The following is a 22,430-nucleotide window of genomic DNA, read 5'->3' as shown; positions in this document are numbered from 1 at the left end:
GAGGGGGCTTTTCAGCGCCATAAAAAAACCCCGCTAGTTAGCGGGGTTTCTTCATCAGGCCGGTTGCGCCTGCAAGCTCACAGGCTTGAGTGGCAACAGCGGCGCATGCGGATCGGCTTTCACCGAAGCACGCCAGGCATCCAGCCATTCCTTGTGATCTTCGGCCCAGACCAGCTCGTGCAGACGCGACAGAGCTACCGGATCGCTCAGCAGTTGCAGGCGATCATGGTTGCTCAGTGCCGCCGGGCCAGCCTTCAGGGCGTGACGTACACGTTCCTGACGCAGCCATTCGATCGGCTCGGCCTGACCGTGACGGGCCGTCGCCAGCGAGCACGCCAGGGCGTTCTGCTGCGGATCGACCACGGCGCGGATGAAGCCGTCGTTCAGCGCGTGCCAGCGGTTCTCGTGGGTGTACTGATCGGTCGCCAGCAGCGCCTGTGGCGGATTGTATTCCTCGGGAATCAGGAACAGGCTCTCGTCACGGGATTTGAGGCCCAGACCGACACGGCTGGAAATCACCGACACCGGGATCGACAGCATCAGCGAACCGACGATCGGCACCAGCCACCAGAGGAAGCTCGGGTTCAGCCAGATCACCAGCAGTGCCCAGCAGAAACCCAGCAGGGTCTGCGGACCGTGGCGCTTGACCGCCTCGCTCCAAGGTGTGGAGTCATCGTCACGCTGCGGCGAGTTCCAGGTCGCGGCCCAGCCGAGGAACGCGGCGAGGACGAAACGGGTGTGGAAAATCATCCGTACCGGCGCCAGCAGCATGGAGAACAGCATCTCCAGAAGCATCGACAGAGTCACCTTGAACTTGCCGCCGAACTCTTTCGCGCCCTTGGCCCAGATGAGGATGATGCTCAAAAGCTTCGGCAGGAACAGCAGCACGATGGTGGTCGAGAACAGCGCGATCGCCTTGTCCGGGTGCCATTGTGGCCACAGCGGATAGAGCTGACGCGGTTCCAGGAAGTACTGCGGCTCCATCAGCGTGTTCACCGCCAGCAGCGCGGTCGACAACACCAGGAAGAAGAACCACAACGGCGCCGACAGGTACGACATCACGCCGGTGAGGAACACTGCGCGGTGCACCGGGTGCATACCTTTGACCAGGAACAGGCGGAAGTTCATCAGGTTGCCGTGGCACCAGCGACGGTCACGCTTGAGCTCATCGAGCAGGTTCGGCGGCAGTTCTTCGTAGCTGCCCGGCAGGTCGTAGGCAATCCACACGCCCCAACCGGCACGGCGCATCAACGCGGCTTCGACGAAGTCGTGAGACAGGATGGCACCGGAGAACGCACCTTTGCCCGGCAACGGCGCCAGGGCGCAGTGGTCGATGAACGGCTTCATGCGGATGATCGCGTTGTGACCCCAGTAGTGGGATTCACCCAACTGCCAGAAGTGCAGACCGGCGGTGAACAGCGGACCGTACACGCGGGTAGCGAACTGCTGCATGCGCGCATACAGGGTGTCCATGCCCGACGCTCGCGGCGCGGTCTGGATGATCCCGGCGTCCGGCGTGGCTTCCATCAGACGCACCAGACTGGTCAGGCACTCGCCGCTCATCACCGAGTCGGCGTCGAGCACGACCATGTACTTGTAGTCACCACCCCAGCGACGGCAGAAGTCGTCGAGGTTGCCGCTCTTGCGTTTCACACGGCGGCGACGGCGGCGATAGAAGATCTTGCCGAAGCCCTTGGCTTCACGGCAGACGTCCAGCCAGGCTTGCTGCTCGGCGACGCAGATATCGGTGTCGTTACTGTCGCTGAGGACGAAGAAGTCGAAGCGATCCAGATCACCGGTAGCGGCGACCGACTCGAAGGTGGCGCGCAGACCGGCGAATACCCGGGGCACGTCTTCGTTGCAGATCGGCATCACCAGCGCCGTACGAGCGTCTTTCGGAATCGGCTCGTTGCCGGCACTTTTGCCGGAGATACGGTATTTATCGTGACCGGTGAGCAACTCGAGGAAGCCCATCAGTGCCGTCCAGAAACCGGCCGAGACCCAGCAGAACAGAATCCCGAACAGGATCAGGATGCTGGTCTGCAGCGCATACGGCAGCACTTGCGTGGCGGTTTGCAGCAGCGGCTGGTGCAGCACTTCGTCCAGATCGACGAACGACCAGCCCTGGTACGGCATGATGCCTTTCATGTACCAGCCGGCAACGATGGTCTGACCGAGCATCAGCAGCAACAGAATGTAACGTCGAATCGAACCAACCGTGCGCCAGCGCGCTGCCGGCAAGACGTTTTCGTCCTTCGGCGGCTGCGGCGGGTTGGTGCGCCCGGTCAGGCGGCGCCAGCCACGCACCAGAATATTGGTGCGCCAAGGCTCCGGCACGACTTTGGTCCGACGGATCGGCGGAGTCGCCTTCATGCTGACCCGACCGCTGGCGTCGAGCACCAGCATTTCCGCCTCTTCCAGCTCCTCGGCGGTGCTCAGGGTCAGGCGCTTGCCCACCGAAGCCTGGGCGGCTTCGGCAGGCGCGTCGAACGTCGGCGACGACAGACGCTGGTGCAGTTCGCTGAAGGACTGGCAGCCCGCGAGTTCCGCGCGCTGCTCGTCGGTCATCGGCAGATGCGCCAGATACTCGGACAGAGTCTCTGGCTGTACTTGAGAGTTACTCATCGGCAGGCAACTGATAGCTCCAGGTCTCGGTCAGGACTTCTTCAGTCGGTGCCGATTCCGGTGTGGCTGGGGCCGCGTTCGCAGCCGCTGGCTGCTTGGCGTCTTTGTTGGCCTTGTCCTTGGCATCTGCGGCTGGCTTGGCGTCGGCCTGTTTGGCCTCGGCTGCCTTGGCTTCCTTCTCGTCTTTCTCTTGTTGCTTGGCCGCGACCTTGTCCGCCTTGGCCACCGACGAGTTCGACGCCGGTACCGAAGACTTGGCCAGATCAGCGGTGACCACTGGCTGTACCAGGGCGGCCCGCATCTCGGTGGACTTGCTCGCGTCCTTGATCTTCATGCGCAGGGTCAGGCGCCAGCCCTTGGTTTCCGGGTTGTAACGCACGCTGTTCTCGACCAGTTCGGCGTTATCGCCAACGCTGACCTGACTGCGCACATCGGCATCCGGGGCCAGAGCCGCCAGCGATGGACCTTCGAAGTCGACCAGGTAGGCAACGCTGCCATCCGGTTGACGGATCAGGTTCGACTGCTTGACGTCACCGGTCGAACGCAGGGTCTGCTTGACCCAGGCGCTGTCGGGGGCGTGAATCGCCGCTTCGTCCATGGTCCAGTGCAGGCGGTAGGCAAAGTCCAGCGGCTTGCCTGGCTCCGGCATGGTTTCCGGGCTCCAGAACGCAACGATGTTGTCGTTGGTTTCGTCGGCAGTCGGAATCTCTACCAGATCAACGGTGCCCTTGCCCCACTCGCCCTTCGGCTCGATCCAGGCGCTTGGGCGCTTGTCGTAGCGATCGTCGAGGTCTTCGTAGTGGCTGAAGTCGCGACCACGCTGCAGCAGACCGAAACCACGCGGGTTCTCGACGCTGAAGTTGCTCACGGCCAGGTGTTTCGGGTTGTTCAGCGGACGCCAGATCCACTCGCCGTTGCCGGCATGGATCGACAGACCGCTGGAGTCGTGCAGTTCACGACGGTAGTTGAGGACTTTCGACGGCTGGTTGGCGCCGAACAGGAACATGCTGGTCAACGGTGCGATGCCCAGTTTGCCGACCTTGTCACGCAGGAACATCTGCGCCTTGACGTCGACAATGGTGTCGCTGCCCGGACGCAGGATCAGGCGATAGGCACCGGTGGCGCGCGGCGAATCAAGCAGGGCGAAGATCACCAGATGCTTGTCACCCGGCTTCGGCTGCTGAATCCAGAACTCGCGGAAACGCGGGAATTCTTCGCCCGACGGCAGTGCGGTGTCGATCGCCAGACCACGGGCCGACAGACCGTAAGTGTGACCCTTGCCGACGACGCGGAAGTAGCTCGCGCCGAGCATGGTCATGATTTCGTCTTGTTTGTCGGCCTTGTTGATCGGGTACAGCACACGGAAACCGGCGTAGCCCAGTTGTTCAGTGGCCTTCGGATCGAACTTGAGGTCGCCGAAATCGAAGCGGGTCGGATCGTATTTGATCTCTTCGACGGTGTTCGCCGTGATTTCGTTGATTTTCACCGGCGTGTCGAAGTGCATGCCCTGGTGATAGAAGGACAGCTTGAACGGTGTCTTCTGATCAGCCCACTCAGCCTTTTCGGTGAGGAAGCGGATTTTCTGATAATCCGCGAACTTCATGTCGCGGAATTCGTTCGGCAGGTTGCTGCGCGGGGCTTCGAACTTCTGCCCGGCCAGCTCTTTAGCCTTGGCTGATACATCGTCAAGATTGAACGCCCAAAGCTGGCCGGCGCTGAGCAGGCACAGGAGCGCCGAGCCGGCTACCAGGGCACTTCGCATGCGTTTGGCAGACATTTTTGCTGCATTACAGGGACTAACAATCACGAGCAACCCTCGCCGAAAACAGATCAAAAAACCAACGGCCAGCTATCTATATGCCAGGTTGGCGAGCATTGTTCCGACTCCGCTGGGGCAAAATGATTCCCCAATCGGATCCAGACAAGTCTCTACCTAAGTCAAAAATGGAACAGCGAACGCTGATCCCCATAGCGCGCGATTATCTAGTAGCCCGCGTGACAACGCATCAGGGGTAACAAAGTATTTATCGCGAAAAACGCCTGTTTTCAGTCGAAAAGCCCTTGAAAAGGTGTTTCAAGGGCTTTCATGTCTGTAACAGGAAGGTTACCGGGCCATCGTTGACCAGGTGCACCTGCATATCCGCGCCGAATCTACCTGATGCCACAGTGCCATGCATCTGTTTCGCTTTGTTGAATAGATAGTCGAACAATTCCTCGCCCAATGCCGGAGGGGCCGCGGTCGAGAAACTCGGGCGCAACCCACTCTTGGTGTCAGCGGCCAGGGTGAACTGAGAGACCAGCAGCAACCCGCCACCGACATCCGCCAGGGACAGATTCATCTTGCCCTCGGCGTCACTGAATACCCGATAGTTAAGCAGCTTATGCAAAAGTTTGTCGGCGCTGGTACGGGTATCGTCGGGTTCGACCGCCACCAGCACCAGCAAACCCTGATCCACCGCGCCGACTGTCTCTCCCGCGACTTCGACCCGTGCACCGCGCACGCGCTGTAACAGCCCCTTCATGCTTCTTCGGGCGGCAGGTCGAGCAAGCGACGGGCCATGTTGCTCGCGGCACGCACCAGCGCATCGGTGATGCCCGGTTCGGAGGCGGCGTGACCGGCGTCACGAATCACCTGCAGCTCGCTGTTCGGCCAGGCCTGATGCAGCTCCCAGGCGTTGTCCAGCGGGCAGATCACGTCGTAGCGACCGTGAATGATCACCCCCGGCAGATGAGCGATCTTGCCCATGTCGCGGATCAACTGGTTCGGCTCGAGGAACGCATTGTTGGTGAAGTAGTGACACTCGATCCGCGCGATCGACAGGGCGCGCTGCGGTTCGGAGAAACGGTCGACCACCAGCGGATTCGGGCGCAGGGTCGCGGTGCGTCCTTCCCACGTAGACCAGGCCTTGGCCGCGTGCATCTGGGCAATCTGATCGTTACCGACCAGACGCTTGTGGAAGGCGCTGAGCAGATCGTCGCGCTCGTCCAGCGGGATTGGCGCGATGTAGTCCTGCCAGTAATCGGGAAACAGACGGCTGGCACCGGCCTGATAGAACCACTCGATTTCCTGCGGACGGCAGAGAAAGATCCCACGCAGGATCAGACCGTGTACGCGCTCCGGGTGGGTTTGCGCGTAGGCCAGCGCCAGAGTCGAACCCCACGAACCGCCAAACAGCACCCATTTATCGATGCCCAAGTGCTTGCGGATACGCTCAAGGTCAGCGACCAGATCCCAGGTGGTGTTGTTTTCCAGGCTCGCATGCGGGGTGGAGCGTCCGCAGCCGCGCTGGTCGAAGGTGACAATGCGATACAGGTTCGGATCGAAATAGCGACGGCTCTGCGCGTCGCAACCGGCACCCGGGCCGCCGTGGATGAACACCACCGGCAAGCCTTCCGGCGAGCCGCTTTCATCGACGTACAGCGTGTGGGTGTCATCGACAGCCAGATCGTGCCGGGCGTGGGGTTTGATCTGCGGAAACAATGTCTGCATTGCGCGCTCCGTAAGGGGTCGAGGTCATCCCTGGGGGGACTTCTATTATTCTGCCGTTCGGCATCATAAACCCGATTTACGTCAATGAGCATGCTCCAGAGCAGTCAGCGTTTGTCAGCCGTAAACTTCGCAGGCTATCCACCATCCTGTGGGAGCGAGCCTGCTCGCGAATGCGGTGTGCCATTCAACGTAGATGCTGGCTGAACGGACGCCTTCGCGAGCAGGCTCGCTCCCACAGGGGTTATGCGGTGTAGTGCGACTTTGCCCAGGCCAGCAGGCCCTGCAGCAACTCCTTGAGCACCACCCGCGTCGGCTCTGCCAGATCGGCGCGGTAGCGGAACGGTTCGAACTCTTCCATGTAGGTGCTCTGGCACAACTCCAGTTGCACGGCGTGGATGTTCTCGGCCGGGTTGCCGTAATGGCGGGTGATGTGGCCGCCCTTGAAGCGTCCGTTGAGCACGTGGCTGTAATGATCGTGACGGGCGCAGATGGCTTCCAGTTGCGTCGCCAATTGTGGATCGCAACTGGCGCCGTTGAAGGTGCCAAGGTTGAAATCCGGCAGTTTGCCGTCGAACAGGTGCGGGATGATCGAACGGATCGAATGCGCGTCGAACAGCAGCGCATAGCCGAACTCGGCCTTCAGCCGCGCCAGCTCTTGTTGCAGGGTGCGGTGATACGGCGTCCAGACCTGTTCCAGGTAGGTCGCGCGCTCTGCTTTCGAGGGCTCGTGCCCTTCGCGGAACAGCGGAATGCCATCGAACAGCGTCGCCGGGTACAGCCCGGTGGTGGCGCCGGCATACAACGGTTTGTCATCGGACGGACGGTTAAGGTCGATGACGAACCGCGAGTATTCGGCGGCCAACGTGCTGGCGCCCAGTTCCTCGGCAAAGTCATAGAGCTGCGGAATGTGCCAGTCGGTGTCCGGCAGGCTTTTCGCGTCGGCGATCAGCCCGGCTTCGACCGCTGGCGTCAGGCGCACGCCGGCATGCGGCATGCTGATCAGCAGCGGTACGCGACCTTGTTTGAAACTCAGAACCTTATCCACAACCGCTCTCCTACAGACTTGATTCGACGCCGTGACGCACGACGCGTTTGTCCAGATCACCACCGAGCCAATAGGCCAGATCCGCCGGACGATCGATGTGCCAGGCGACGAAATCCGCGACCTTGCCGACTTCCAGCGAACCGTGGGTATCAGCCATGCCCAGCGCTTGCGCGGCGTGAATGGTCGCGCCGGCCAGGGCTTCTTCCGGGGTCATGCGGAAGCAGGTGCAGGCCATGTTCAGCATCAGGCGCAACGACAGCGCCGGCGAGGTGCCGGGGTTGAGGTCACTGGCGATGGCGATCTTGACCTTGTGTTTGCGCAGGGCGTCCATCGGCGGCAACTGGGTTTCGCGCAGGAAGTAGAACGCACCCGGCAGCAGCACCGCGACGGTGTCGGATTTGGCCATGGCGATGGCGTCGTCTTCGTCCATGAACTCCAGATGGTCGGCAGACAACGCGTGATACCGTGCGGCCAGACTGGAGCCATGCAGCGACGACAATTGCTCGGCATGCAGCTTCACCGGCAGGCCGAGTTTTTGTGCGGTGATGAACACCCGCTCGACCTGCTCCGGCGAGAACGCCAGGTACTCGCAAAACGCATCCACCGCATCGACCAGCCCTTCGGCGGCCAATGCCGGGAGCATCTCGGCGCAGATGTGCTCGATGTAGTCGTCAGCGCGATCCTTGTACTCCGGCGGCAGCGCGTGGGCGGCCAGACAGGTACTGCGCACGCTGATCGGCAGCTCCTTGGCCAGGCGACGAATGACCCGCAGGATCTTGCGTTCGCTGGCCAGATCGAGACCGTAGCCGGACTTCATCTCGACCGTGGTCACGCCGTCGCGCATCAGGCTTTTCAGACGCTTGGCGGCGCTGGCGAACAGCTCGTCTTCGCTCGCTTCACGGGTGGCGCGCACGGTGCTGGCAATGCCGCCGCCCTGCGCCGCGATCTCGGCATAGCTGACGCCTTGCAGACGCTTCTCGAATTCGCCGCTTCGGTTGCCGCCGAACACCGTGTGGGTGTGGCAGTCGATCAGGCCCGGGGTCACCCACGCGCCTTGCAGATCGTTGACCGCCGGGTATTCACCGGACGGCAGCAGATTGCGCGGACCGATCCACTCGATGTGCGCACCGGACGTCACAATGGCCGCATCCTCGATGATCGAGTAGACGCCCTGCGCCATGGTTGCGACGTGGCAGTGTTGCCAGAGGGTTTTCATCCCTTAGTCTCCACAGTATTCAAAATCGATTTCGCGAGCAGGCTCGCTCCCACAGTTGAAATGCATTCTCCTGTGGGAGCGAGCCTGCTCGCGAAGAGGCCATTACAGGCTAGGCAGCAATTTCGCCGGAACCAATTCGCTCAAGCAGCGCGACGCCAGCAACTCGGTCGCCGCATTGATGTCCGGTGCAAAGAAGCGGTCCTTCTCATAGAACGGCACTTCGCGGCGCAGAATCGCCCGGGCCTGCTCCAGCTTGGCCGAAGTCTTCAGACCGTTGCGCAGGTCCAGCCCCTGCACCGCCGCCAGCCATTCCACCGCGAGAATCCCGCGGGTGTTCTCGGCCATTTCCCACAGGCGCTTGCCGGCGGCCGGAGCCATCGACACGTGGTCTTCCTGGTTGGCCGAGGTCGGCAGGCTGTCGACCGAATGCGGATGGGACAGCGCCTTGTTCTCGCTGGCCAGTGCTGCGGCGGTCACCTGAGCGATCATGAAGCCGGAGTTGACCCCGCCATTGGCCACCAGGAACGGCGGCAGTTGCGACATGTGCTTGTCCATCATCAGCGAGATACGGCGTTCGCTCAGCGAGCCGATTTCAGCGATGGCCAGGGCCATGTTGTCGGCGGCCATGGCCACGGGTTCGGCGTGGAAGTTGCCACCGGAAATCACATCGCCTTCAGCGGCGAACACCAACGGGTTGTCGGACACCGCGTTGGCTTCGACCACCAGCACATCGGCGGCCTGACGGAACTGGGTCAGGCAGGCGCCCATGACTTGTGGCTGGCAACGCAAGGAGTACGGGTCCTGAACCTTCTCGCAGTTCTGGTGCGAGTCGGACACTTCGCTGCGCTCGCCGAGCAGATCGCGATATGCGGCGGCGGCATCGATCTGACCTTTCTGGCCACGAGCGGCGTGAATACGTGCATCGAACGGCGAGCGCGAACCGAGCACCGCCTCAACCGTCAGACCGCCAATAGCCAGCGCACCGGCAAACAGGTCTTCACCTTCAAACAGACCGCGCAGCGCAAACGCCGTGGACACCTGAGTGCCGTTGAGCAGCGCCAGACCCTCTTTCGCCGCCAGGGTCAGCGGGGTCAGACCGGCGACTTTCAGCGCTTCGGTGGCTTCCATCCATTCGCCCTTGTAGCGCGCCTTGCCTTCGCCCAGCAGCACCAGCGACATGTGCGCCAATGGCGCGAGGTCACCGGATGCACCCACCGAACCCTTGAGCGGAATATGCGGATAAACCTCGGCGTTGATCAGCGCGATCAGCGCGTCGATCACCACGCGGCGGATGCCGGAAAAACCACGGCTGAGGCTGTTGACCTTGAGCACCATGATCAGGCGCACCAGCTCATCGCTGATCGGCTGGCCGACACCGGCGGCGTGCGACAGCACCAGCGAACGCTGTAGGTTTTCCAGATCTTCGCTGGCGATGCGGGTCGACGCCAGCAGGCCGAAGCCGGTGTTGATGCCGTATGCAGTGCGGTTCTCGGCGAGGATCTGCTCGACGCAGGCGACGCTGGCCTCGATCTGCGCCGCAGCACTGTGGTCGAGGGTCAGCTTGACCGGTTGCTGATAGACATCACGCAGTTGGGCCAGGCTCAGTTGGCCGGGAATCAGGTTCAGCGCAGTCATTAAAATGCTCCTTTTGAACATTGTTATTAACTACCAGTCGCTCCGGAGCATTCCGTTATCCGTCGTTTCTCGTCTTGTGGACGATCCGCGCCTTGGCACGCTGGTATGGGTAGTTGTCAGTGCAGATTCGGTAATACGTTGTGCAGCGCATTCGGGTTTTTCAGCACGCTGGCGGCGGCGGCGATATCCGGCGCCAGCCAGCGATCCTGATCGTAGGCCGGGACGGTTTCGCGCAGCAGGCGCCACGCCCGGTCAGTGCCCGCACCAAAGCGCTGCTCCTTGAGGAATTCAAAGGCCTGCGCCGCCAGCAGGTATTCGATGGCGAGGATCTGCGTGCAGTTTTCCAGGGCGCGGTGCAGCTTCAGCGCGGCGCTGGTGCCCATGCTCAGGTGGTCTTCCTGCAGGCCCGAGGTGACGTAGTTGTCGAGCACTGCCGGTTGCGCCAGTTGGCGATTCTCGGCACATAGCGAAGCGGCGACGTATTGCACGATCATCATCCCGGAGTTCACTCCCGGATTGGCCACCAGAAACGCCGGCAGACCGCTGACGTGCGGGTTGACCAGACGATCGAGACGGCGCTCGGCAATCGAGCCGATTTCAGCCATGGCAATCGCCAGCAGATCCGCCGCCATCGCCACTGACTGGCCGTGCGGGTTGGCCTGCGACATCACCCGGAAGTTGTCGGGCGTGCCCAGCAGCAACGGGTTGTCAGTGCAGCCGTTGAGTTCGGCTTCGACCTGTTTGATCGCATGTTCCAGTTGATCGCGCGCAGCGCCGTGCACCTGCGGAATCGAACGGATGCTCAGCGCATCCTGAGTGCGAATGCCTTTGGCGGTCGCGATTACTTCACTGCCATCGAGCAAGGCGCGCAGGTTGCTACCGACCTGTTGCATGCCGGGGTGCGGCTTGAGCGCGATGATCTCGGCATCAAACGCGGCGATCTGCCCGCGCTGCGCTTCGAAACTCATGGCACCGATCACATCGGCCCATTGCACCAAGCGCGTCGCGTCGGCAATCGCCAGACAGCTGAGGCCGGTCATGCACGGCGTGCCGTTGACCAGGCACAAGCCGTCCTTCGCCCCGAGCTGCACCGGTTGCAGGCCTTCTTCGGCCAGCGCCTGTTGCGCCGAAGTGATCTGCCCGCGATAGCTGACATTGCCCACGCCCAGCAGCGCGATGCCGATGTGCGCCATGTGCGTCAGGTAACCCACCGAGCCTTGCGACGGAACCTGCGGGGTGATGCCGCGATTGAGCAGCGCCAGCAACGCTTCGACCACCCGCCGGTGAATGCCGGATTTGCCGTGGCTGTAGTTGTGGATTGCGGCGCAGATGATTGCCCGGGTTTGCTCATCAGGCAGCACCGGGCCGACGCCGCAGGCGTGGCTGAGCAGGGTGTTGCGTGAGAGCTGGCTGAGCTGTTCGTCCTTCAGCGAAACGTTGGACAGACCACCCAGACCGGTGTTGACGCCATAGGCACGCTCGCCGCTTTCGACGATGCGCTGGACGATGGCCTGAGCGTTTTCGATGCGCGCCCAGGTCTCGCTCGATAACTCCAGTTGCGCGCCGTGACGGGCGACGGCGACCACGTCCTGCCAACGCAGGGGGTTGCCGGTGATGATGATTTTTTCAGCCTGGGACATCTAAAACCTCATGCCAATTCTGTTGATACACCCTGTGGCGAGGGGATTTATCCCCGATGGGCTGCGCAGCAGCCCCAAAACCTGCAGCCAGGATGTTTCAGGTGCACCGCATGCAATGTTTGGGGGCGGCTTCGCCACCCATCGGGGATAAATCCCCTCGCCACAAAGGCAATCCATTTCAGACTACTGCCGCCCGCCGCTGCACGAACCGGTCAACATACTCGTCTGCCGGCGAATGCAGGATCTCTCTTGGCGTGCCGACCTGGATCAGGCGGCCGTCCTTGAGAATCGCGATGCGGTTGCCAATGCGCACGGCCTCGTCGAGGTCGTGAGTGATGAAGACGATGGTCTTGTGCAGGGTCTTTTGCAGCTCCAGCAACTGGTCCTGCATCTCGGCGCGGATCAACGGATCCAGCGCACTGAACGCTTCGTCCATCAGGATAATGTCGGTGTCCGCCGCCAAGGCGCGGGCCAGGCCGACACGCTGGCGCATGCCGCCGGAGAGCTGATGCGGGTATTTGTTTTCGTAGCCTTTGAGGCCCACGGTGTTGATCCAGTGCAACGCGCGTTCAGCGCACAGTTGCTTGCTCTCGCCGCGCACTTTCAGGCCGTAGGCGACGTTCTCGATCACGGTCTTGTGCGGCAGCAGGCCGAAGCTCTGGAACACCATGCTGATCTTGTGCCGGCGAAATTCGCGCAGCGCTTCCATGTCGTATTGCAGGATGTCCACGCCATCGACCAGGATCGCGCCGCTGGTGGGGTCGATCAGGCGATTGAAGTGGCGCACCAGGGTCGATTTGCCGGAACCGGACAGGCCCATGATCACGAAGATCTCACCGGTGCCGATACTCAGCGACAAGTCGTTGACCCCGACCACGCAACCGGTTTCGTTCAGCACCTGATCCTTGGTCTTGCCTTGGCCGACCATCGCCAGTGCGTCCTTGGCGCGGTTGCCGAAAATCTTGAAAACGTTTTTGACTTCGATCTTGCTCACGGTTGCGTTGTTCATTTGCTCACCTCATGCCGTGGCCGACCGTACGCCTGAGTAATGCGGTCGATGACCACTGCGAGAATCACAATCGCCAGACCGGCTTCGAGGCCGCGTCCGACGTTGAGGGTCTGAATCCCCACCAGCACGTCTTCACCCAGGCCACGGGCGCCGATCATCGAGGCGATCACCACCATCGACAGGGCCATCATGGTGGTCTGGTTGATCCCGGCCATGATGCTTGGCAAAGCCAGCGGCAGTTGCACGCCGAACAGTTGCTGCCAGCGGTTGGCACCGAAAGCGTTGATCGCTTCCATCACTTCACCGTCGACCTGACGGATGCCCAGATCGGTCAGGCGAATTAGCGGCGGCGCGGCGTAGATCACCGTGGCGAAAATCGCCGGGACCTTGCCCAGGCCGAACAGCATCAGCACCGGAATCAGGTACACGAAGCTGGGCATGGTCTGCATGATGTCGAGCAGCGGCATCAGCACCGAACGCAAGCGATTGCTGCGCGCCGAAAGGATCCCCAGCGGAATGCCGATCAGCACCGAAATGATCGTCGCGACCATCATCAGCGCCAGGGTCTGCATGAGTTTGTCCCACAGGCCGACAGCACCGACGAGGAACAGCAGACCGACGATGACAGCGGTGGTCAGCACTTTGCGCGTGGCGTGCCAGGCGACCACGCCGACGATCGCCAGCATCAACCACCACGGCGCCGCGCGCAGCAGGCCTTCAAGGTTGACGATGGCCCACAGCAGGGTGTCCGAGATGTGGCGGAACACATCACCGTAGTTGGTGACCAGCGAATCGACCCAACCGTTGACCCAGTCGGCGATGGAAAAGGTAAAGCTTTCGGGAAACATAAGCGGCTCTCAATCAGAAATCTCAATCAAGCGATTTACGGCATATCTCCCGGCCAGCCTCACGGTTGACCGGGAGGTATCGACCTACAGCGCCGCGTCGATTTTCTTGGCTGCGTCGTCACTGACCCACGCGTGCCAGACCTCAGGATGTTCCTTGAGGAAGATTTTCGCCAGTTTTGGCGACTCGATACGTTCCTTCGCCATGCGGCCCAGGTTCTGGTTCAGCAGGTCGATCGGCAGGTTGACCTTTTCCAGCACGGCCACCAGTTCTGGCGCCTGCTCGTGGAAGGTTTTCGACAGGCCGACCTTGATGCTCACGCTCTTGTCGACGCCCGGTTTTTCTTCAAGCTTGACCGCGTCGATCTGGCCCATCAGCGGGGTTGGCGACCAGTAATAGAACAGGATCGGCTCGCCACGCTTGTAGCTCGACAGCACCGCCGCATCCAGCGCAGGTCCTGTGCCCGGGCGGAAGTTGGTGTAGGTGTTTTCCAGGCCGTAGCTCTTGAGCATTTCGCTGTTGTCCAGCTCGCAGGTCCAGCCCGCCGGGCAGTTATAGAAACGGCCCTTGGACGGCTCTTCGGCGTCTTTGAAAACAGCCGCGTACTTGCCCAGGTCGGCGATGTTTTTCAGCTCCGGGGCTTTTGCCTCGATCTTGCGTTTGGCGTCGCCTTCGATCACGTAGCGCGGCACGTACCAGCCTTCGATTGCGCCGACGATCGGGGCGCCGACACCGACGACCTTGCCGGCCTTCTCGGCCTTGTTCCAGACTTCGCTGCGGCCGACCCATTCTTCGGCGAACACTTGAATGTCGTTGCTGCTCAGGGCGTTTTCCATGGTGATGGAGTTACCCGGCAGGCTGTCGGTCTTGCAGTCGTAACCTTTCTCCAGCACCACTTGCAGCACGTCGGTCAGCAGCATGCCGCTTTCCCAGTTCAGACCGGCGAATTTCACCGGTTTACCGGACTCGCACCAACCGGCTGCCTGAGTGGCACCGGCACTGGCCAGCAGGCCCATGGACAACAGTGTGGTGAGCAGGGTCTTGTTCGATTTCATTGTTGCGACGCTCCTAATCATGAATTGGCTTACGGCAGTCAAGAGGCATCCAGCCCTGTCCACGTCCAATCAGGCCTGCGCCGCAGCGCGCCCGGCCCCACTTTTTTCAGGTGGTACAACGCTGTTCTGCTCGACCGGCAGAATCAGTTGATCAGGCACTGAGCCGTGCCATTTTTTTGCGCACACGTAATAGAGGGCAGCAGGCAGCACCAGACCGATGATCCAGGAGATATCCACGTCACCGAGGGCGGCCACCAGCGGGCCGGTGTAGAACTTGGTGGAGATGAACGGCAGTTGCACCAGCACGCCGAACACATAGACGCTGATCCCGAGCAGGTTCCAGCGCCCGTAGCGACCGTTAGGATCGGCCAGCGCCGGCACGTCGTAACGCTCGCGGGTGATGCAGTAGTAGTCGACCAGGTTGATCGCGCTCCATGGCGTGAAGAACGCCAGCAGGAACAGGATGAACGACTTGAACGCACCGAGGAACGAGTGCTGACCGAGCAAGGCGATCAGGGTTGCCGCGCCGACGATCACCAGCACGAACACCAGACGCTGCATACGCGTAACGGTCAGGTGCCCTTTGAAACCACTGATGATGGTGGCGATGCACATGAAGCTGCCGTAGGAGTTCAGCGTCGAGATGGTCACCTTGCCGAACGCGATGCTGAAGTACAGCAGCGCCGCCGTGGCACCGGTGCCGCCCAGTCCGACGATGTAGGCCACTTCGTGACCGGCAAACTGGCCGTTGGCCGAGGCCGCGGCGAATACGCCGAGGACCATCGCCACCTGCGCACCGATGACCGAACCGGCGCCAGCGGCAAAGAAGGTTTTCACCGAGGAAATCTTGCTCGGCAGGTAACGCGAATAGTCAGCCACATAAGGGCCGAACGCGATCTGCCAGGAGGCCGCGAGCGACACCGCCAGCAGGAAGCTGCTCCAGCTGAAGTGACGGATCTGCAACAGTGCGCCCACATCCACCTGACTCAGCAGACGGCTGAACAGATACACGAAGGCAATCACGCCGATGACACTGGCAACCCGGCCGATCCAGTGGATCACCCGATAACCGAGCACCGTGACCACCACGATGACGCTGGCGAACAGCAGGATGCCAACCGTGTCGCTGACGCCAAACAACTGGCCCAGCGCCTGGCCGGAAAGCACCGTACCGGTGGCGGTGAAGCCCAGGTACATCAGGCACACCAGCACGATCGGGATCGCCGCGCCGTAGACGCCGAATTGCACGCGGCTGGAAATCATCTGCGGCAGGCCCAGTTTCGGCCCTTGCGCCGCATGCAGCGCCATCACCCCGCCGCCCAGCAGTTGACCGATCAACAGACCGATCAACGACCAGAACACATCACCGCCCAGCACCACGGCCAGCGCCCCGGTGACAATCGCGGTGATTTGCAGATTCGCACCCATCCACAGGGTGAACTGGCTCAACAGACGACCGTGTCTTTCCGCTTCCGGGATGTAGTCGATCGAACGCCTTTCGATCAACGGTTTGTTGCCTGCACGATCGGGGGTTACAGCCATGATTCAACCTCTGTGGATTGTTATTCGAGTTCACTGAGCGTCTTGCGCACTAGTGTGGGAGCGAGCCTGCTCGCGAAGGCGTCAGCACATTCAACATGTGTGGTGGCTGACAGACCGCATTCGCGAGCAGGCTCGCTCCCACAAGGTTGTGCGTTTATTTACCGGTAATCATCGGCAGGTTCAGCCCCTGCTCCTTGGCGCAGTCGATAGCGATCTGGTAACCGGCATCGGCGTGACGCATGACGCCAGTGGCCGGGTCGTTGTGCAGCACGCGCGCAATACGCTCGGCCGCTTCGTCAGTACCGTCGCAGACAATCACCATGCCCGAGTGCTGGGAGAAGCCCATGCCCACGCCGCCGCCGTGGTGCAGGGAAACCCAGGTCGCGCCGCTCGCGGTGTTCAGCAGCGCATTGAGCAGTGGCCAGTCGGACACGGCGTCGGAACCGTCCTGCATCGATTCAGTTTCGCGGTTCGGGCTGGCAACGGAGCCTGAGTCGAGGTGGTCGCGACCGATCACGATCGGTGCCGACAGCTCGCCGCTGCGCACCATTTCGTTGAACGCCAGACCGAGCTTGGCGCGCAGGCCCAGACCGACCCAGCAGATACGTGCCGGCAGACCCTGGAAGCTGATGCGCTCACGGGCCATGTCCAGCCAGTTGTGCAGGTGCGCGTCGTCCGGGATCAGCTCTTTGACTTTGGCGTCGGTTTTGTAGATGTCCTGCGGATCACCCGACAGCGCCGCCCAGCGGAACGGACCGATGCCACGGCAGAACAGTGGGCGGATGTAGGCCGGTACAAAGCCCGGGAAGTCGAACGCGTTTTCCACGCCTTCTTCTTGCGCCATCTGACGGATGTTGTTGCCGTAGTCGAAGGTCGGAATGCCTTGTTTCTGGAAGTCCAGCATCGCTTTGACGTGGACGGCCATCGACTGCTTGGCGGCCTTGATCACAGCGGCCGGCTCGGTCTTGGCGCGGGCGCGGTATTCGTCCCAGGTCCAGCCCGCCGGCAGGTAGCCGTTGAGTGGGTCGTGGGCGCTGGTCTGGTCGGTGACCATGTCCGGACGCACGCCGCGCTTGACCAGTTCTGGCAGAATTTCTGCCGCGTTGCCCAGCAGGGCGATGGAGATCGCCTTGCCTTCGGCGGTGTATTTGGCGATGCGCGCCAGGGCGTCATCGAGATCTTTGGCCTGCTCGTCGACGTAGCGGCTTTTCAGGCGGAAATCGATGCTCACCTGCTGGCATTCGATGTTCAGCGAGCAGGCACCGGCCAGGGTAGCGGCCAGTGGCTGAGCACCGCCCATGCCGCCCAGACCCGCGGTCAGGACCCACTTGCCTTTGAGGTTGTCGTTGTAGTGCTGGCGACCAGCTTCGACGAAGGTTTCGTAGGTGCCCTGAACGATGCCCTGGCTGCCGATGTAGATCCAGCTGCCGGCGGTCATCTGGCCGTACATGGCCAGGCCTTTGGCGTCGAGTTCGTTGAAGTGTTCCCAGCTCGCCCAGTGCGGCACCAGGTTGGAGTTGGCGATCAATACGCGCGGGGCGTTGCTGTGGGTCTTGAACACGCCGACCGGTTTGCCCGATTGCACCAGCAGGGTCTCGTCGTCGTTCAGATTGGTCAGGCTTTCGACGATTTTGTCGTAGCACTCCCAATTACGCGCCGCGCGACCGATGCCACCGTAGACCACCAGCTCTTTCGGATTCTCGGCCACTTCCGGATCGAGGTTGTTCATCAGCATGCGCAGCGGCGCTTCGGTCAGCCAGCTCTTGGCGGTCAGCTTGTTGCCGCGCGATGCACGGATTTCGACGTCACGTCTCTTTGTATAAACGGCAGTTGTAGGCTTATTGTCAGTCACGAAAAAGACTCCTCAGCGATCAATTCAAACCAACCCTGGCAGTGGGCAAGCAGCCTGCGCGCCTCAATGCGCGACAAGCGAATCAGTGGACGCTGCGGACTTATACGCATACGTCTTTACTTGTACATACAAGCATATGCAATCAAGCGGCCAACTTGCTGAAGGGCTGTACAAGAAAAATCGCGGACAGGGCTGCAGAGCGCCTGAGACAAGGGTTACGGCGTGGATGAAAATTTTTGCGGGGAGGAATTGAGGATTCGGCGGATCGTTACGAACCCGTGGTTTTGCGCCACGCTGGGGCGTTCGGTAACAAGTTGGTGCGCCTAGGGAAACAGGAATTGAAATGCAATTGTGGTGAGGGGATTTATCCCCGATGGAGCGCGTAGCAGTCCCAAAAGGTCTGCTGCGCCGCCATCGGGGATAAATCCCCTCACCACAGGAGTGTTACCAGAGTTGGATCAGCGCGCGGTCAGCTCAATCACGCAGCACGCGGCATTCACCGCAACTTCAACCAGACCGGTGTTACCGTCCAGTTGCAGGCAATCATGGCGGCCGAGTTGCGCAGTGTTGTCAGCAACCTGCACTTGCAGCAGCTCACTGACACTGAACACCAGCACCGTCGTCGCCGAGCTGAAAAACCGCTGCTCGCCATCCAGCCACTGCAACCGCGCGCTGTACCGCTGCGGCGCGTAGATCAGGTTGAAGTCGCGGATCGCGCCGCCGAGCAAGGTGCAGGACACCTGGCTTTCGCCGCTGAAGGCAAACGGGTCCAGCGGTAACAGCGGCCGCGTGTCATCACCATCGACGCACAGGGTCATGCCATCGCCCTGCAATACCGTGATCACCCGCTGGTAACCGGCAAAGGTCGAGAAACCACCGGACTCGGCAATGTCGGCAATCGACAGGCGCCAGCCGAAACCATCGAGGCCGGCACCCGCATCACGGGTAATCTCTTCGGTGCTGCCGCCGCCGTTTTTCCACGGCATGCGCGGGTAGCCTTCAGCGCGTAAAACCTTTACCTGACTCATTTATGAAAGCGTCCTTCCAGACGATGACGGGAACCTGGGTGAATCAAACGCGCGGCGGTCACCGGCTGACGCCCCGACCACGTACGGCGACGGATCAGCAGGCAAGGCTCGCCTTTTTCGATCTGCAGCAACTTGCACTCGGACGGCTCGGCGAGGATCGCCTCGACGACGTGCTCGCCTTCGGTCAGTGGCGCGACCTGGTTGAGATAGGCGTAAGGGGTTTGCAGGGTGAAGTCCTGCTTGAGGTATTCCGGGGCGACCAGCGCGTTGACGAAGCGGTCTTCGATTTGCACAGGAATGTCGTTCTCGTAATGCACGATCAGCGAGTGGAACACCTTCTGCCCTTCGCGCATGTCCAGTGCCAGCGCGCGCTCGGAGCCGGCGGCCTCTTCTTCGAGGGTGATCACCTGACAGGTGTGGCGATGGCCACGGGAGGCAATTTCATCAGCGATGTTGTGCACTTCGAACAACGCGGACTGGCTCTTCGGTTCAGCGACAAACGTGCCTACACCTTGCATGCGCACGAGCAGGCCGTCGGCGGTCATTTCACGCAGCGCGCGGTTGATGGTCATGCGGCTGAAACCGAGCTGGCTGACCAGTTCGCTTTCCGATGGCACGCGGTAGTGCGGTGGCCAGTTACCGCTGTCGATCTGCTGGGTGATCATCTGTTTGACGCGGGCGTACAAGGGCGCCGGACTGTCGCCCATATTCGCGGCCAACGGGGAGACTGGAGGCGGAGTCGGCACGGTTGATCCCTGTTCATTGGATGAAGGTTGCTAGCTTGCCGGAGTTTACCGGGCAGGCAAACGTCTGTATATGTATATACAAATAACACACGATGGGGTGCTGAACCATGTCCGCTTTCTTTGCCGAACGCGCGCTGCTGCCTAACGGATGGGCCAATAATGTACGTCTTGAGGTCAATGCCGATGGCGTGTTGACCCAAATCCTGGCCGATTCCACCGCAGACGGCGCCGAACGGCTGAGCGGTCCGCTGCTGCCGGGCATGCCCAATCTGCACTCCCACGCCTTCCAGCGCGCGATGGCCGGGCTGGCGGAAGTGGCCGGCAATCCCAACGACAGTTTCTGGACCTGGCGTGACTTGATGTATCGCCTCGTCGGAAAAATCAGCCCGGAGCAGCTCGGCGTGATCGCCCGTCAGCTGTACATCGAAATGCTCAAGGCCGGTTACACCTCGGTTGCTGAATTCCACTACGTGCACCACGACAATAACGGTCAGCCGTATGCCGATCCGGCCGAACTGGCATTGCGCATCAGTCAGGCAGCGAGCGAAAGCGGCATCGGTCTGACCCTGCTGCCGGTGCTCTACAGCCATTCCGGATTCGGCGGCCAGACGCCCAATGATGGGCAGCGCCGCTTCATCAACAGCACCGAAAATTACCTGAGTCTGCAATCGCGCTTGCAGCCATTACTGGCTCAGCAAAAAGCGCAATCACTGGGTCTGTGCTTCCACTCGCTGCGCGCGGTCACCCCGCAGCAGATCAGCGAAGTGCTGGCAGCCAGCGACAAACAATGCCCGGTGCACATTCACATCGCCGAACAGCAGAAGGAAGTCGATGACTGCCTGAGCTGGAGCGGTCGCCGTCCGCTGCAATGGCTCTACGAAAACACCGAGGTCGATCAGCGCTGGTGCCTGGTTCACGCGACCCACGCCAACCCGGAAGAAGTCACGCTGATGGCCAAGAGTCGCGCCATCGCCGGCCTGTGCCTGACCACCGAAGCGAATCTGGGCGACGGGATTTTCCCGGCGGTGGATTTCCTCGCTCAGGGTGGGCGCATGGGCATCGGTTCCGACAGCCATGTCTCGCTCAGCGTGGTCGAGGAATTGCGCTGGCTGGAATACGGCCAGCGTCTGCGCGATCAGCGGCGTAACCGGTTGTATGGCGCGGATCAGCCGATGGTCGGACGCACGTTGTATGACGCGGCGCTGGACGGCGGCGCCCAGGCTTTGGGACAGCCGATTGGTGCGCTGCAAGTCGGCAAACGTGCGGACTGGATCGTGCTCGATGGCAATGATCCGTATCTGGCGACCGCCAGCGGTGACGGGATTTTGAATCGCTGGCTGTTCGCTGGGGGCGATCGCCAGGTGCGCGACGTGTTGGTCAATGGCCAATGGGTGGTGCGCGATAGCCGGCATGCGGGCGAAGAGGAAAGCGCACGTGCCTTCACCCAGGTTCTGCGCGAACTTTTAGGCTGACACAAAACAAAAATGTGGGAGCGAGCCTGCTCGCGATGGCGGTGTGTCAGACATAAATATGTGACTGACACACCGCCATCGCGAGCAGGCTCACTCCTACATTGATTTTGTGGTGACCTTTAGTTCGAAGTCTTGGCCATCTGCCGATCCGACGCCCGCCAGATCAGTCGCGTAGTGTCGTAACCCTGCTGACGCGCCTTGCTCAGCAACTCCTCACGCACCACACCGTTGACGATCGGCGTGCGCGACAGCAACCACATGTACTTGCGACTCGGGTCGCCGACGATGGCGGTCTTGTAGTCGTCGCTGACGTACAACACCCAGTATTCGCCTTTCGCCACACCCGGAATCAAGCGCGAGAACCAGGTATCGAACTCGACCCACAACATGTCGGTCTTGCCCGGCACCTGTGGATAAGCCTTGCCTTTGGCTTCTTCCCACTGCCAGTCGGAGGTCAGGCAGCGATTGAGCACATCGACATTGCCGTCGGGTCTGAGCGAGTAGTGGGCTTCGGACTGCGCGCAGTTGCGCTGGAAGTACATCGGCAGGCGCGCCAGTTCATACCAGGTGCCCTGATAACGCTTGAGATTGACACTGTGAGCCGTCTTGGGCGCCAGCGGATCTTCACCGTGGGTGGCGCAGCCGGCCAGTACCAGGCCGGCAAAAAGGACGAACAATAACCGCTTCATTATTTTTCTCCCGTGGGCGCATAGCCCCGGTTTACTTCAGGCCTTGGCCGGAAAACATCAGCACTTTGTCACCGGCGTACTGCACGCTGATAAAGCTGTTTTTGTCGCCCCAGGTGCAACTGGACATGCCGAGCGCGCCCGAACAGTCGGTGGGTTTGCCGAGCAGCGTCTCAACCTCGGCCTTGGCCATGCCGGCCGAAAGCTTGGAATAGTTTTCCTGATTGACCTTGCTGCACGCGGCCAACAGCACGCAAAAAGTCAGAAGGGCGATAGATCGCAGCGACATGAAGTAACTCCTGGAGCGGAAGGGGGATGGCATGGTGCCAACCAGAAGCTTAGAAGAGAAAACCCTCATCTGGTTCCCTTCAGAAATGGCTATTTATCGCTCCGCTCGTCTGGCATTTACCGGTAAATCAGACACTTTGTGCGGCTATTGAGCATTTCGTCGCATTTCATCAAAGACGCCTAATCTTTGGCGCGCGGCGGTCGAAATAAGAGCAGCGCAAAGCCCCCGAGTGTGGCAAATTGCCGCCCTTTCTC

At 61.2% G+C, this 22,430-nt stretch carries 18 protein-coding genes; 1 reads left to right on the top strand and 17 read right to left on the bottom strand.

Features of this window, described 5'->3' with window-relative positions:
• Positions 1 to 54 precede the first annotated feature (54 nt).
• The 15 genes from mdoH to hutC form a co-directional block, all read right to left on the bottom strand.
• Positions 55 to 2,625 (bottom strand): glucans biosynthesis glucosyltransferase MdoH, encoded by a 2,571-nt coding sequence (gene mdoH / locus AC3WMV_RS04585; RefSeq protein ID WP_103368325.1) that lies wholly within the window; start codon positions 2,623 to 2,625, stop codon positions 55 to 57.
• Positions 2,618 to 4,402, bottom strand: a complete 1,785-nt coding sequence (locus tag AC3WMV_RS04580; protein ID WP_167734086.1) for a glucan biosynthesis protein G — start codon at positions 4,400 to 4,402, stop codon at positions 2,618 to 2,620. Before AC3WMV_RS04580 ends, mdoH begins: the two co-directional genes overlap by 8 nt.
• Positions 4,403 to 4,709: 307 nt before the next feature.
• Positions 4,710 to 5,147: a D-aminoacyl-tRNA deacylase gene (dtd, locus tag AC3WMV_RS04575; protein ID WP_027611289.1), complete on the bottom strand. Its 438-nt coding sequence runs from the start codon at positions 5,145 to 5,147 to the stop codon at positions 4,710 to 4,712.
• Positions 5,144 to 6,115 carry a prolyl aminopeptidase gene (pip, locus tag AC3WMV_RS04570; protein WP_003220824.1) on the bottom strand — a complete coding sequence of 324 codons (972 nt, stop codon included), beginning with the start codon at positions 6,113 to 6,115 and terminating at the stop codon, positions 5,144 to 5,146. The genes dtd and pip overlap by 4 nt, the downstream gene beginning before the upstream one ends.
• 241 nt (positions 6,116 to 6,356) lie before the next feature.
• Positions 6,357 to 7,160 (bottom strand): N-formylglutamate deformylase, encoded by an 804-nt coding sequence (gene hutG, locus AC3WMV_RS04565; RefSeq protein WP_096794678.1) that lies wholly within the window; start codon positions 7,158 to 7,160, stop codon positions 6,357 to 6,359.
• Positions 7,161 to 7,170: 10 nt separating this feature from the next.
• Positions 7,171 to 8,376 carry an imidazolonepropionase gene (gene hutI, locus AC3WMV_RS04560; RefSeq protein WP_095137983.1) on the bottom strand — a complete coding sequence of 402 codons (1,206 nt, stop codon included), beginning with the start codon at positions 8,374 to 8,376 and terminating at the stop codon, positions 7,171 to 7,173.
• A gap of 102 nt (positions 8,377 to 8,478) precedes the next feature.
• On the bottom strand, positions 8,479 to 10,011 hold the full coding sequence (hutH, locus tag AC3WMV_RS04555; protein WP_103368324.1) for a histidine ammonia-lyase: 1,533 nt from the start codon (positions 10,009 to 10,011) through the stop codon (positions 8,479 to 8,481).
• Between the two features lie 116 nt (positions 10,012 to 10,127).
• On the bottom strand, positions 10,128 to 11,651 hold the full coding sequence (gene hutH / locus AC3WMV_RS04550; RefSeq protein ID WP_103368323.1) for a histidine ammonia-lyase: 1,524 nt from the start codon (positions 11,649 to 11,651) through the stop codon (positions 10,128 to 10,130).
• A 178-nt stretch (positions 11,652 to 11,829) separates the two neighbouring features.
• Positions 11,830 to 12,660 carry a quaternary amine ABC transporter ATP-binding protein gene (locus AC3WMV_RS04545; RefSeq protein ID WP_047601084.1) on the bottom strand — a complete coding sequence of 277 codons (831 nt, stop codon included), beginning with the start codon at positions 12,658 to 12,660 and terminating at the stop codon, positions 11,830 to 11,832.
• Positions 12,657 to 13,508, bottom strand: a complete 852-nt coding sequence (locus AC3WMV_RS04540; RefSeq protein WP_027611284.1) for an ABC transporter permease — start codon at positions 13,506 to 13,508, stop codon at positions 12,657 to 12,659. The genes AC3WMV_RS04545 and AC3WMV_RS04540 overlap by 4 nt, the downstream gene beginning before the upstream one ends.
• Positions 13,509 to 13,592: 84 nt before the next feature.
• Positions 13,593 to 14,561, bottom strand: a complete 969-nt coding sequence (locus AC3WMV_RS04535) for an ABC transporter substrate-binding protein (protein ID WP_027611283.1) — start codon at positions 14,559 to 14,561, stop codon at positions 13,593 to 13,595.
• Positions 14,562 to 14,630: 69 nt separating this feature from the next.
• Positions 14,631 to 16,103: a purine-cytosine permease family protein gene (locus AC3WMV_RS04530; protein WP_103368322.1), complete on the bottom strand. Its 1,473-nt coding sequence runs from the start codon at positions 16,101 to 16,103 to the stop codon at positions 14,631 to 14,633.
• A gap of 154 nt (positions 16,104 to 16,257) precedes the next feature.
• Positions 16,258 to 17,955, bottom strand: a complete 1,698-nt coding sequence (hutU, locus tag AC3WMV_RS04525) for a urocanate hydratase (protein WP_027611281.1) — start codon at positions 17,953 to 17,955, stop codon at positions 16,258 to 16,260.
• A 458-nt stretch (positions 17,956 to 18,413) separates the two neighbouring features.
• On the bottom strand, positions 18,414 to 18,983 hold the full coding sequence (locus tag AC3WMV_RS04520) for a HutD/Ves family protein (protein ID WP_027611280.1): 570 nt from the start codon (positions 18,981 to 18,983) through the stop codon (positions 18,414 to 18,416).
• Positions 18,980 to 19,690, bottom strand: coding sequence for a histidine utilization transcriptional repressor HutC (hutC, locus tag AC3WMV_RS04515; protein WP_162803449.1), 711 nt, complete (start codon positions 19,688 to 19,690; stop codon positions 18,980 to 18,982). The genes AC3WMV_RS04520 and hutC overlap by 4 nt, the downstream gene beginning before the upstream one ends.
• Positions 19,691 to 19,836: 146 nt before the next feature.
• On the opposite strand from hutC, the gene AC3WMV_RS04510 reads away from it, so the two are divergent.
• Complete coding sequence (locus AC3WMV_RS04510; protein ID WP_103368321.1) at positions 19,837 to 21,201, top strand: formimidoylglutamate deiminase; 1,365 nt, start codon at positions 19,837 to 19,839, stop codon at positions 21,199 to 21,201.
• A gap of 119 nt (positions 21,202 to 21,320) precedes the next feature.
• Here the strand turns inward: AC3WMV_RS04510 and AC3WMV_RS04505 are convergent, their stop codons facing one another.
• Positions 21,321 to 21,890 carry a lipocalin family protein gene (locus AC3WMV_RS04505; protein WP_103368320.1) on the bottom strand — a complete coding sequence of 190 codons (570 nt, stop codon included), beginning with the start codon at positions 21,888 to 21,890 and terminating at the stop codon, positions 21,321 to 21,323.
• 31 nt (positions 21,891 to 21,921) lie between these two features.
• Complete coding sequence (locus AC3WMV_RS04500; protein WP_003220802.1) at positions 21,922 to 22,176, bottom strand: hypothetical protein; 255 nt, start codon at positions 22,174 to 22,176, stop codon at positions 21,922 to 21,924.
• Positions 22,177 to 22,430: the final 254 nt, after the last annotated feature.

The sequence above is a fragment of the Pseudomonas sp. FW305-3-2-15-E-TSA4 genome (assembly GCF_058787295.1).
The sequence above is the reverse complement of the archived record's forward strand: the minus strand, read 5'-3'. Positions and strand labels throughout refer to the sequence as shown.